Here is a 13,134-nt window from a genome sequence, read left to right on the forward strand (position 1 = left end):
ATTGTGCAAACATCACCATATTTTCAACGTTCACCTCGTGTGAGAGTTGACATTCCGACGGGGAAGGTCGTTGTCCATGATCCACCTAATATGCCAGAAGAACCAAAGTTTTCAATCGAATCAATGCTACTTCCAGGTATTATGACAGTTCTAACAATTGTTCTTTATTTTTTTGTTATGAAGAATATGAGATCAAGTTCAAGTTTTTTACCATTTATGATGATATCTAGTATACCTGTATTAGGTACTTACATATTTACAATATTAGCATTCTTTCGTAAGAAAAAAGAACATCGCTTAATGCTAGAACAACTACAAAATAATTACTTAGAGCAATTACAAAAACACCGGATGGAGTTGGAAAATTTAAAAGTAGAACAAGCAAAATACTTAATTATAAAAAATCCAAGTCCTTTAAAAAGTATCGGCCGGATTAAAAATAGAGAAAGTAATCTTTGGGAAAGAACTCCTGAAGGAGAGGATTTTTTAGATATTCGTATTGGTACAGGAATAAGGAGCTTTTTAATAGACTTAAAAGTTTCTGAAAAACGAGGTTATGATGATAATCTATTAATTACAGAAGCACAAAATATTGCAAAGGACTTTAAATATATTACAAATGGGCACATTTCTATTTCTCTAAAAAAGCATGACGTGATAGGTGTAGTTGGGAACGAGGAGGATATTTCAAACTTTGTACGGATCGCAACAACACAAATTATGACACATCATGCACCTAATGAAGTGAAAATAGCGGCATTTTATCATCAAAAAAATAAGGAGAATTGGAATTGGATGAGATGGTTGCCCCATGTATGGGATGAGCAACATAATATTCGTTTTTTAGCGGATACAGAAGACGCTGCCCAAAAGTTAGCAGAATCTTTGTTTATACCGCTAAATATGCGAAGAATCTTTAATTCCTCACATCAAAAGGATATAAACGTACCACTTGTACCTATGTATATCTTCTTTTTAGAGGCTCGAGACTTTTTAGAGGAAGATCCATTATTACCGATGTTATTAAAAGAAGGACAAAGTGTTGGTGCTTCAACATTTGTGTTTGCTCAGCGTAAAGATCAGCTTCCAATGGAGTGCGATCTTATTATAAATGTAAATGGGGATGAAGGTGAAGTTTTTGAAACCTTTTCGAGCACATCTGAAGGAGAGGAGAAAACATATACACAATTTAAAGTAGATAAACTATCGTATAAAACGTGTGAGCAAGGAGCGAGGAGCCTTGCATCAATTCGTCTTAAAAGCTCAACAGCTGCTAATATTCCAAAACTTTTAACGTTTTTAGATTTATTTAATGTGAAAAAAATGGAAGAGTTAGAAATCTTGAATCGCTGGGAGGAAAACCGATACCCAACAGCATTACCTGTACCGATAGGAGTAAGAGAAGGGGGTAAACCCGTTGTTTTAAATATTCACGATAAAATTGAAAAGAAAGGACATGGTCCACATGGATTGATGGCTGGTACGACAGGCTCTGGAAAGAGTGAAGTTATTCAATCTATAATTGCGTCATTGGCAGTTACTTATCATCCTCATGAAATGGCCTTTATGTTAATTGATTACAAGGGAGGAGGAATGTCTAATACATTTGTGGGATTGCCGCATGTAGTTGCTTCCATCACAAACCTTGAGGATCCTAATTTAATTGAACGAGCACGTATTTCATTAAAAGCAGAATTAGAAAGAAGGCAAAAGCTATTCATACAGGCAGGTAACGTACAGCATTTAGATGAATATTATGAGACAAATTGGCGCGAAAAAGAGCCATTACCGCATTTGTTTATTGTAATTGATGAGTTTGCACAGATGAAAAAAGAACAACCCGAATTTATGGATGAATTAATTAGTGTAGCTGCGATTGGACGTACATTAGGTGTGCACTTACTACTTGCTACACAAAAGCCATCAGGAGTTGTAAATGATAAGATTTGGAGTAACTCTCGTTTTCGTATATGTCTTCGTGTTCAAGATGATGGAGACAGCAGGGAAATGATAAAAATTCCAGATGCATCTAAAATTAATGTGCCAGGTCGTGGATATCTACAAGTTGGGAACAATGAAATTTTAGAACTTTTTCAGTCTGCATGGAGTGGTGCACCTTATAATCCAGAAGAGAAAAAAGTTGTTCAACATGTTGACTTTACAAAAATAAAGTTAAATGGCGAACGAATAAAAAGTAAAAAGCGTTCAAAACCATTGACAAATGGTCCGAAACAATTACAAGCATTAATTGACTATATTCAATTAAAGGCAGAACAAGAAAATATAAATCCGCTTCCGGGTCCATGGTTACCTCCGCTTCCGGAAACTTTACTATTGGACAGGTTTTATTCTATAACCGATTGGAATAAAAGTCAGTGGGAGATGGGAGAGCACGAGAAATATCAACCGATTGTAGGATTGATTGATGATGTTGCAAATCAGGCACAATATCCACTGAAGTTAAATTTATTGGAAGGGCATATGAATGTATATGGTATGCCGGGTACGGGGAAAACAACATTTATTCAAACAGTTATTATGTCTCTAGCATTATCTCATTCACCAGAAGAAGTGAATTTTTATATTGTTGATTTTAGTAGAATGTTTTTAGATTTTGCTACATTACCTCATGTAGGCGGAGTAGTACAAGAAGGTGAGCCAGAGAAAATAAAACGATTATTTAGCTTTATTAAGAAAGAGCTGTTGCATAGGAAAGAAAAGTTCGCAACCCTAGGAGCAAAATCTTTTGAAACGTATAAACGTCTTTCTGGAGAAGTATTACCAGCTATGGTTATCATAATTGATGGATATGCCCGATTTAAAAATGAACATGAAAAAGAAAATGATTTATTAGAGCAACTTCTACGGGAAGCAGCTACTTATGGTTTGTATTTTCATATCATGTTGAACCAAACGAGTGATATGTTTGATCGATATCGAAATAATATCTCACTAACAGTTTCATTTGAATTACAAGATTCTTCGGAATACCAGTTCTTAGTTGGAAAGTCAAGTTTTCCATTAACTGATGTACCGCCTGGACGTGGACTTGTGAAAGGACAACCACCTGAATTATTCCAAGCTGCTTTGCCTTTTGTAGGAGAAAGTGAATTTGAATACACCGCTCAGCTGAAAAAAATAATGAAGAAAATGAGGGATGTTTGGACTGGAACCGATGCAAAACCAATTCCAATGGTACCCCAAGTGGTTTCATTGCGGAAGATGCTTGAAGATGAGCAAGGAGCTTGCATTGGAATAGAAACAAATGAAATTGAAGCTCATCGTATTGTACTAGAGGAAATGAATAATATCGTTATTGCTGGCAGAATGGAGAGCGGAAAAACATCATTTTTACAAACAATTCTTTTATCGATGGCTAATTATTATACATCCGAGCAACTTGAAATTTATACAGTTGATTTAACTGGAAAATCAATGGGTATAGCTACTATGAATTATATACCGCATGTGAAACAATCAGTTATAGATGGACAGCAATTTACAAAAATGTTGGAAGAGCTTCTGGAAAGAGTAAATGAGCGTAAAGATATGGTTCCACAATTAGGAGAGGTAATTTCTGATTCGCCTAACAATTCGCGTATTGTAATTATGATTGATGATCTAGAACAAGTATTAAGTTATGTATCAATGGAGTTCCAAACGAAAGGCATATTAGAGAAATTAGTAGAGCAGGCGAGAAATAAAGGTGTGCATTTTATTGTAGCTGGTACGACTTCTAATTTAAATAGCTATGGACATGAACAGTGGTTTAGTCATATTAGGAAGAGAAGTGTCGGGTACTTATTAGGTACAACAGACAATAGTGAGTTATATTTCTTTAACGCGAGATTACATCACACTGAAATGGATCAAGAATTAGCAGCCGGTGAAGGGTATTTTATTAAGAGAAAGCCAGTGAAGGTGAAAATTGCATATGAACCGCTTAATGTAGTAGCTGAAATGATGAAATCTCTACAATAAACTATAATTCTATAATTTTAAAAAGGTGAAATTAAGAGAATTTTTATATTTTTTGTAAAAAACTATTTATTTTTATATAGAATTTAATATATAATTTTATTGTTCACAATTTTCCTGAAAACGAAAGGGGATTAAAAAGTATGCATATTAAAATTACACCAGAACAAATGAAAGACATCGCTAATCATTTCACTAGAGCATCTCAAGAAGCTCAAGCACAAATTCGTGATTTAGACAACCAAATTAACTTCTTAGGTGAAAATTGGGCAGGTAATACACAACGTAAGTTCAGAGAAGAATTCGATAATTCTAAAATTAGTATGCAAGAGTATATTCGTATTATCGAGGGGATTGCTTCTGAACTGAATCGTATTGCTAATAAATTCGAAACAGTTGATAATACATATTGATTTGCAAAGGAAGAAAAGGCCAGGATTTGTGAGGGCACTGAAAAAGTTCCTTAAAAAAGAAAAAGAAGATAACTACCTACTTATATATATAGGGTTATCTTCTTTTTGATTTCTGTATATTGATGAAAGTTCTGTTGTTTACTCAAAGTAGACACTTTTTCAGCAGCCTTGGATCTGTTCCTGGCCTTTTCTTACAATAATAAGTACATGAGAGTAAGGGGATAGCATGGTTTTTCGACCGGAAGTAGGAGAAAGCATCACTTTAAATAGAAAACAATATCGATTTACGAAACATCCAGCTGTGTTTGGGATTGATATTCCTTATGGACAAGAAGGAAGGCAAGGAATTGTATATCAATTACAAAATGATCAAACTGGTGAAAAGATTGCTTTAAAAGTTTTCAAAAATCGGTATCGAGAGGAAAAACATAAATTAGAATTTTTGAATACACTTTCAAAAATGACAGGGTTTCAAGTAGGATCTCGGTATATTGTAACAAAAAGCGAACATGCCGAGGTAATTGAAATATCAGAGGATCTTGTAAATGCAATTGTTATGCCTTGGATTCATGGACCAACGTGGGCTGATATATTACAAGAACAAAGGCCCCTTGGAAAACAAGATTGTTTTAAGCTTATGAAAGCCTTTTTGAAAATATTAAAAAAAATGGAAGATGAGCAGCTTGCTCATAACGATTTGTCTTCCAGCAATATTCTTATTCCATATTTAACTGAAGAACAAATGATAGATCAATACATCATTGAGTTGGTAGATATTGAGCAAATGTATGGACCTAAAATAGAGCGACCTTCCCTATTACCAGCAGGATCAGCCGGATATGCACCAATATACTTACAAAAAGGAGTGTGGCAAAAAGAAGCTGATCGCTTCTCTGGAGCTATTTTACTATCTGAAATGTTAGCTTGGTGTGATGAAGATATTCGGAAGCAAAAATGGGCAGATGCAAGTTATTTTAAAGCAGAGGAAATGCAAACGTCATGTGAAAGGTATAATTTGCTGTTACACTCTTTGCAAACCAATTGGGGGACTCGTGTTACAAGCTTATTGCAGCAGGCATGGGAAAGTAATCGTTTTGAAGAATGTCCAAGTTTTACAGAGTGGCATGAAGTCTTAAGTGATTTAGAGGAAGTTATTGAACACGATAAAGAAACAAGTCAGCAAGTATCAAACTCTGTTTTTTTATCGAAATGTTTGGAAATTGCACGATTATTTGAAGAAAAAGGAATGCCCCAAGCAGCTTTATATGAGTACACAGCGATTAGTAGCCTTGAACATGTAACGAAAGCTTTAAAAGAAGAGCTAAAAACACTAATAGAATCGTTGCAAGAACAGCCGCATCAAGATAATAAAAAATCCATATTACAATGCTATTTGGAATTAGCGACTCAATTGGAGCTGGAAAATCATACAAGTATGGCTTGTTTTGCTTATAAACGGATCATGCAATTTCCAAACCTTGATCAAGCACTTGTAAGTGAAATACAGCAAATCATTAAAGAATTAGAGTCTAAAGAGGAAAACGGTTCCGAACAATTAGCAGCTAGTCTACATGAAAAGGTGCCAAATAGTATTTTGCAAAATAGAAAGAAGAAAAATAATCAAGTAGATTATGACATTGATGATGAGATTTTAAATGCTAAACCATCTAATCAGCCCTTAACGTTAGCTACATATGAACAAGAAACAGAACCATCTTCTTTTGTAAAGTGGTGGAGAAAGAATAAACGTAACATTATTATTGTTGGCTCCACTTTTTTGGTAATTGGAGGCGGTGGGTTTGCCTATTACCTATATTCAACAAATACAAAGTATCAAGCCTATATGGAGAATGGGCGCAAGGCATATGCAAGTAGTAACTATAAAGTAGCGGAAGAGAATGTTGTGAAAGCTCTTACGGTAAAAGAGAAGGGAGAAGCATATTTACAGCTAGCAACCATTTATATCGCAGAGGGAAAAAATAAAATAGCAATTGATTACTTAACAAAATTAGTGAAAGATCGGGAAATTGATGAAACAAATAAAGAGATGCTGTATTTATTAGCTTCTGCAAATTTCCGCATTAAAAATTATAAAGAAGCAGTACCGTATTATGAAAAGGTAATAAATGAAAAAGGACAAGACATTGGAGCTTATGAAAGTGATGCAATGAGAGATCTGGCTGTTAGCCTTATGAAAATTGGAGAGTTTGAAAAAGCAGAAGATACCATCGTTAAGATGAAGACAGAAACAACCAAGGAAAAAGCAACAGTGTCTTATTTAAAAGGACAATTATGTGAAGTTACAGGACAACTAGATAAAGCGGAAAAATTTTTAAAAGAAGCAATTCAATTGGATCAAAAGAAAACGACGTATTATATTGAACTATCAAACCTATATGTTTTATGGAATAAGACGAATTTAATTGATAGTTCAAAAAAGGAAAAAAACTATCAAGAAGCAATTCAATATTTAGATTCAGCCATAACAAAAAACAAACAAGATGTTGAGTTATTAAATCAACTGGGTACCGTATATTATGAATTTGGACAGTTTTATGAAACTCGTGATGCTGGAAAAGGTGGAGAAGTGTATAAACAGGCTTTACACGTTTATAACGAATTACTGAATCTAGGAATTCGCGATAGTAACGTTCTTGTAAACTTAGGGATATTACACGATAAAACAGGGCAGGGAACAGAAGCAGATCGTTATTTTGCGGAAGCATTAGCAAAGAATGATGAAGACCCGCATGTCAATTTTATATACGGGATGTTTAAGATCAAACAGAAACAATATGAAGACGCTAGCCGTTTTTTAAAGAAAACCGTTCAAGCGAATGAAAATGAAGCAGAAGTAAAAGCTGCGCAGGAAAAACTAGCGGAACTTAAAAGTAATGGTTGGATTCAATAAGTAAAGGGAGAGATACGGGAAATGGATAGTAAGACAGGGAAGAAAGTTGCCATCTCAGCTATGGCGTGTGCGTTATTAGGAACATCAGGTTATATCGTATATGATAAAGGCTTTGCAAAAGAGAATAAGGAACCAGTAAAACTTGCGAGTAATACAGAGAAAAAAGAAGATCGGATAACTGGAAATAATAATGGATTTCCTTCTATGTTTTCGAATAGCTCAGAAGAAGCAGGGAAAAAAGAAAACAAGGCTGATGGGGAAAAAGGAAAAGTAAATTTAACTGACCTTTTGAGTAATAATAAATCCCCAATTACACCAATTGTGTATAATCCGAACGAAATACAAGTAGAAAAGAAAGAGCCTGAAATAAAATTGGACGGTAATACGAAACCGGGAGAGAATCCTATGCCGGCTGTGGTAACACCTACACCGATACCGATGAATACTGGAGATAATAAAGGCGTGGATAATAAACCTGGTGAGATTGTAACTCCACCTATTGAAGGAGAGAAACCACCAATTGTTATACCTAATGGAAATGAGGGTCAGAATGGTGGGAACCAAGGTGGAAACAATGGTCATACTGGAGGAAATGGAAACAGCACTGGAAATCAGGAAGAGAATGGCGGAAAAGATGAGGATACACCAAACCATGGAGATGCAAGACCAGCTAAACCAGATGTCATAATAAGTATTTCCCCATATACAGGAGATAAAATGATATCTTGGTACATAAAAGAAACAAATGAAACATATAGCACGGTGTTCTTTAGTGATTTTTATGATCAGGAACAAAAAGAAGAGCAATTAAAGAATTTATCAAACAGTACGGAACAAAAAGATTTAGTATTGCTTTCGCAAACGAATACAATTTCTAGCTCAAAATTAAAAGCACAAGCATTATTAGGAAAGCAAAATTTAGACCAAATTTTAACTAGGAAGCATTCAGATGAAAATATGTTATTCTACATTCGAAATCAAATGAATGTATTAAACAGTAATATGGCTACTGCACCAGAGCTGGATCGATTTGTTAATAATAAAGAAGAAGAAATCAAGCAGTTATCTGTAGATATATTTAATGCTGCGCAAATGGATGAACGTGCTTGGAGATCAAATCCTGCTAGCGCAAGTTCTTTCAATAAAGCTTTAAGTAAATATTATTTATTAACATCCTTATTAAAAGGTGTTGATCCACAGGTTGAAAAAGAGTCGAAAGAACGTATCCAAAGTATGTTCGATATGATAATTGAACGTGAAATGAAAGAAATGGCAGGAAGAGACGTACAGAAAGAATCAGCAATAAAAACGGAAAAAACAAATAAAGAGCAGACTGTGAGCCAAGAAAATAAAAAAGAACAGGCTGCAAAACAAGAAGATAAAAAGAAAGATGAGCAAGAAAAAGATATAAAAGCTGCACAATCGAGTACAGTTGAGGATGCAATTGTGACGATCAAGGAATATATAGATAATGAGCAAAAAAGAGATTATAAGAAAGCCATTACGTTGGCTGATCAATGGATTGACTATACAGCTCACACAGATGAACAAATGGCGCAGCTACAAGAGCTATTAGGAAAGGCAGTAAATGCTTTAGTTATCCAATCTAATGAAGTCGCAAATCCACTAGATGCGCTTCAAAATTATCACTTCCTTACAAATGTGAATCATTTGTCAAGCGATCAAAAAAATAAAGCAAATGAACAGGCTATGGCACTTGTGTTTGAAGTAAAGGCAAATGATGCCGCTGCAGAAAATGCTTATTATGATGCGGTTATGTATATGGCAAATTCTATCCGCAATAATAATTCATCTGAGCGTGCAATGATAAATTTAGTGAATTATACAAAAACATTGCGAGGCCAGGCTGATGGAGCTTGGGATGAAATACACGGGACATCAGATTGGAAGGAAAAAGGGGAACAAAAAGTATTTCCTGCATATCGATTAATCTCTCAACTTTCGGATATCGATAGTCGAATTGGGAAAGATGAGCGGATGATTCCTCAAATACAATATGCTACTGGAAAGATGGAAGGCATTGAACTATTGACTTATGCGCTTCAAGTATATACAAAACCAAACGAAGAGTATAATGCTTTGTATTATTTCGGCCAAGCTTATGCTCGTGGGGAATATGATTTTGCTAGCTATGAAAAATTGTTAAATAAACTAATGGAAAAAGCAGAAGTTGATGAAGCAAAACAATATACAGAAGCATTAAAGTTGTATCAACTAATCTATCAAACACCAGGTTCAACAGATCAACATATGAAATATAAAAATAAAGAATCATTAAAACAACGTATTGAATATTTAAATGATTATTATATAGCAAATGAAATGTATAAGAAGTATGAACAATCGAAAAACAACGAGGAACTTGCTACAGCAATTGCGCATTTACATCGTGCAATTGCGACAGGACATCCAGATAAGACTTTACTACGAAACATGTCACAAACATTATTAGATAATGCAAATGTTAGTTTTAAAGCGAGCCACCATGATCAAGCATATAACTATTACGCTTTCTTAGCTGATGGAAAGAATTATCCAAATATCCCATCAGATATTCGTGAAAAAGCAGTTGAAGGATTAAAACAGTACAAATAGAATGCTGGAAGTTCACCATTTTTTAGATGGTGAACTTCTAAATGAAAATGAAGGAATGTTTTATACATCAATTAAAATACTGACTTTAGGTGGGAGAGAGTATCTGGCCATGCATAGAAGCGGTCAGGGCCTTTTTCTGCCACATACGAAGTAAAAACAGAAAGAACAAACGAGTGTAGGTTACTTTGTATTCTGCATAGCAGGGATTTAGATGTCGAAAAATTAAAATGGATTTATGTAGAAGGAGGTTTACGATGGATATAAGTCGTTTTACCGCGTTAGCTAACATGTATAGTGAAGCTGCAAGTAAAGTAATTGAATCCCAAAACCAGTTAAAGGCATCAGTTGAATCAAATGGAGAGAAGTGGGTCGGAGAAAAAAGAGAAAAGTTTGATCAAAAATATCAAGAGATTCAATTAGCATATAGTAATTATGCGCAAGAATTAATGAATACAAGCGCTGCATTGCGAAGTGCTGCGATCCAAATAGAAAAAATATATAACGAATTAGTACACGGAAAATAAAGGTGTTAACTGGGGAGGGAAATGAATATGGGAAGAGATATTTCGATTGATGTAAATAGTGTTCAAACGATGGCAAATGATTTTGTTAAAGAAATGACGTACATAGAAAATCTATCAAAGAATTTAAGAAGTCAAATGAATGAAGTTGTTTCAATGGCATATTACAGTCCGTATTTTCAAAATTGCATAACCGGGTTAGTTTCCCAAAATGCCACTACACATCAGGCAGAAAATAACTTAGTAAATAAAATATCAAAAACAGAATCATATGCTAGAAAGACAGCTGATCAATTTGAAGAAGCAGATAGTATGTTGGCGAAGTTATTGAAATTTAATGAACTATGGGGAAATTTCACTGCAGCTGGTACTACATCTTTACTAACGCTAGCAGCATCAAGGACGGGGTTTCCTAAGTTTGTGAAAGAAGGTGTAAAATGGAGTGTGCAATATCAGGATGATTATATGCGAGCAATAAGTAAAATTGAAAATTCTAGATTTAAAAATTATGTTCGTTTTTGGTTGAATCCCTTAAGTTTAGGAAAAAAGTATAAAGATTATCATGTAGGAGATTTCATTGCAAAAAACCTAACGAATTTTTATCCAAAGGTAATTGTCGACTATAGTAATGCAGCTGAGAACGTTAAAAAGGGTTATAAAAGTGATGGATTCAAAAGTACAATGAAAACAGCAATGAAAACCGATGCGGAAAGTCTTTTGAAAACTGGAGCTAAATTTGCAAAATCTAATGCTATTTCTGGAGTATTGGTTACGGCCGCAGGAGAAACGGTTGGATTAGGAATGAATGTTTTTGACAACTACCGAAAATATGGTGGAAATGAAGCTGTATTAAAACGAGAAAATGCAAAAGCGGTTGGAAGAGCGGTAAATAATACAATTGTCGGTGGTGGCGTTATTGCAGCTGGTGGAGTAATTGGAGGAACGATTGGGACATTTATTGGGGGACCAGTTGGTACAGTAGTTGGAGCGGCAGCAGGATCTTTTCTTGCAGGATTTGTATCGGATAAAATTGCCTCAAAAACAGCTGGATTTGCTGAAAATATGGCTTTGAAATTTAAAGAACCAATCCATTCAGCTATTGAAATGACAGGTTCTACATTGAAAAAAGCAGGGGATTTTGTAAATAAAGTGGAAGATTCAGCTAAGTCTTTAGTAAATAAGGGGAAAAATTTCTTTAAGAAATTTGCATTTTAATATCAAAAATGAACAAGAACGGGATGGGATAGTATATGAAAGCCATATCATTAACAGTTGATGAACTAATATATTGTTTTTACAGTGAAGGGTTATTTGAAAATGGGATAGCATTAAAACAAACTTTTTTTGGAGATATGTCAGATGAATGTTTAGAAGTTGTATTTCAAGCGGCTTGTCGATCATTATTGTCGAAAGATTACATTAGTTATGAAAACCATAAGTTTAAGGTGAAAGAGAAAATTGCAAAAATTATTTCGTCTTTACACTATTCAGAGTCTTCTTTGAAAATATCCAAATTTGTAGACAGCGAAAATCAAGAAACTACGTCCATTCATATTGGTGAAAATGGGATGATTCAGCACACATTGCTATATGATAGTCAAATCCATACGTTTTCTATTATAGGTGAAGACGAAGTCCAATCAATAGTTGGGGAGTATTTAAACGTTACAACACATGATGTTCAAGAAGAATCCATTTTAACCTTCACAGAAGAAGAATTCGATGAAATGTTGAATATAGTGGATCGTGATCCACAATCTTTATATGGATTTCTACAACGCTTTGGCAAAGATATGAGATACATAGCAGCATTTTCAACAGACGTTTGTAAAAATAAAGGGTTTATGAATAGTATAGTCGTTTTTGAATTTAACGAAAAGAGAGAGCCGGTAGTAAAAAATGCATACTTTTTTGTTGAAGGAAGCGAAAATACTTGGATTATTACAAAAAACAATGTAGATCAGAAATTTGAAGTGAGAGAGTGTAATCAAAATGTAATTGGTACATATGTAAAGAAAGACATGGATATGTATAAACGCAATGTAGTGCAGTCAAAATAGAGAGGATTAGGAAATGAACGATAAATCGATAAAAAAAACGAATAATGGCATTGAGGTTACATTTAGTAATTTTGATGCAGGATGTGCTATTATTTGTGGTTTCATTATGGTAGCAGTGGGAATTTATCTTTTTATAGGCCCTTCAGATGAGCATTGGTTGTTAAGAATTCCTTATTTTATTATGGGGATCATTACATTATCCTTCTTTGGAAGTATTTTAATGAAAATTTTAACGGTTGTGATTAGAAGAAAGACATTACTTACAATAACTTCAAATGGAATTGTTTGTAAAAAAAGAGTCGTATATTTTTCAGAAATTGAAAATATGTATATTGGTTGGCATAATAAAAGGCTACGAGGATTAGTTTTTAAAGATTTAATTATTTATACAAAAAGTGGAGAAAAGTTCTTTGTTTGTACATATAACATAAGTGATACTGAGATTCAGGCAGCTATAGAGCAATATGTGCTACCTTATGTAGATAAATATTGTCTCGCAAGATGGGAAAATCAAATGGGGAATCCTACTAAATATATGAAAAAAGAAGATTAAATAATAGAGAGGAAGCTACTATTCATTTTTTCTTTTTATAGAAATTTTAGTGTTTTTTGCCGGGAGTGCTTTAATGGATGCT

The 13,134-nt window shown here is 34.2% G+C and carries 8 protein-coding genes; all 8 read left to right on the top strand.

The genetic code is table 11. The features are described 5' to 3' along the window. Window positions 1-3 precede the first annotated feature (3 nt). The 8 genes from essC to ACIQ7L_RS14275 all read left to right on the top strand — a co-directional run bounded on the left by essC (window position 4) and on the right by ACIQ7L_RS14275 (window position 13,052). A complete protein-coding gene (gene essC, locus ACIQ7L_RS14240; RefSeq protein WP_400570029.1) occupies window positions 4-3,981 on the top strand; it encodes a type VII secretion protein EssC in 3,978 nt (1,325 codons plus the stop codon). A gap of 140 nt (window positions 3,982-4,121) precedes the next feature. Beyond that, window positions 4,122-4,391, top strand: coding sequence for a WXG100 family type VII secretion target (locus tag ACIQ7L_RS14245; protein WP_097898674.1), 270 nt, complete (start codon window positions 4,122-4,124; stop codon window positions 4,389-4,391). A 226-nt stretch (window positions 4,392-4,617) separates the two neighbouring features. Then, window positions 4,618-7,302 carry a tetratricopeptide repeat protein gene (locus tag ACIQ7L_RS14250; RefSeq protein WP_400570031.1) on the top strand — a complete coding sequence of 895 codons (2,685 nt, stop codon included), beginning with the start codon at window positions 4,618-4,620 and terminating at the stop codon, window positions 7,300-7,302. Between the two features lie 21 nt (window positions 7,303-7,323). After that, window positions 7,324-9,918 carry a hypothetical protein gene (locus ACIQ7L_RS14255; RefSeq protein WP_400570033.1) on the top strand — a complete coding sequence of 865 codons (2,595 nt, stop codon included), beginning with the start codon at window positions 7,324-7,326 and terminating at the stop codon, window positions 9,916-9,918. A 254-nt stretch (window positions 9,919-10,172) separates the two neighbouring features. Continuing rightward, the gene (locus ACIQ7L_RS14260; RefSeq protein ID WP_170958134.1) at window positions 10,173-10,442 is read left to right on the top strand and encodes a WXG100 family type VII secretion target; all 270 of its coding nucleotides are present in this window, start codon (window positions 10,173-10,175) and stop codon (window positions 10,440-10,442) included. 27 nt (window positions 10,443-10,469) lie between these two features. Further along, window positions 10,470-11,654, top strand: coding sequence for a hypothetical protein (locus tag ACIQ7L_RS14265; RefSeq protein ID WP_400570036.1), 1,185 nt, complete (start codon window positions 10,470-10,472; stop codon window positions 11,652-11,654). A 35-nt stretch (window positions 11,655-11,689) separates the two neighbouring features. After that, entirely contained in the window at window positions 11,690-12,499 is an 810-nt protein-coding gene (locus tag ACIQ7L_RS14270; RefSeq protein ID WP_097899493.1) for a hypothetical protein, read from the top strand. A gap of 13 nt (window positions 12,500-12,512) precedes the next feature. Then, the gene (locus tag ACIQ7L_RS14275; RefSeq protein ID WP_400570039.1) at window positions 12,513-13,052 is read left to right on the top strand and encodes a DUF5381 family protein; all 540 of its coding nucleotides are present in this window, start codon (window positions 12,513-12,515) and stop codon (window positions 13,050-13,052) included. Window positions 13,053-13,134 lie beyond the last annotated feature (82 nt).

Origin of the sequence: Bacillus sp. NPDC094106 (genome assembly GCF_044764345.1) — a bacterium.
Taxonomy (GTDB): Bacteria; Bacillota; Bacilli; order Bacillales; family Bacillaceae_G; genus Bacillus_A.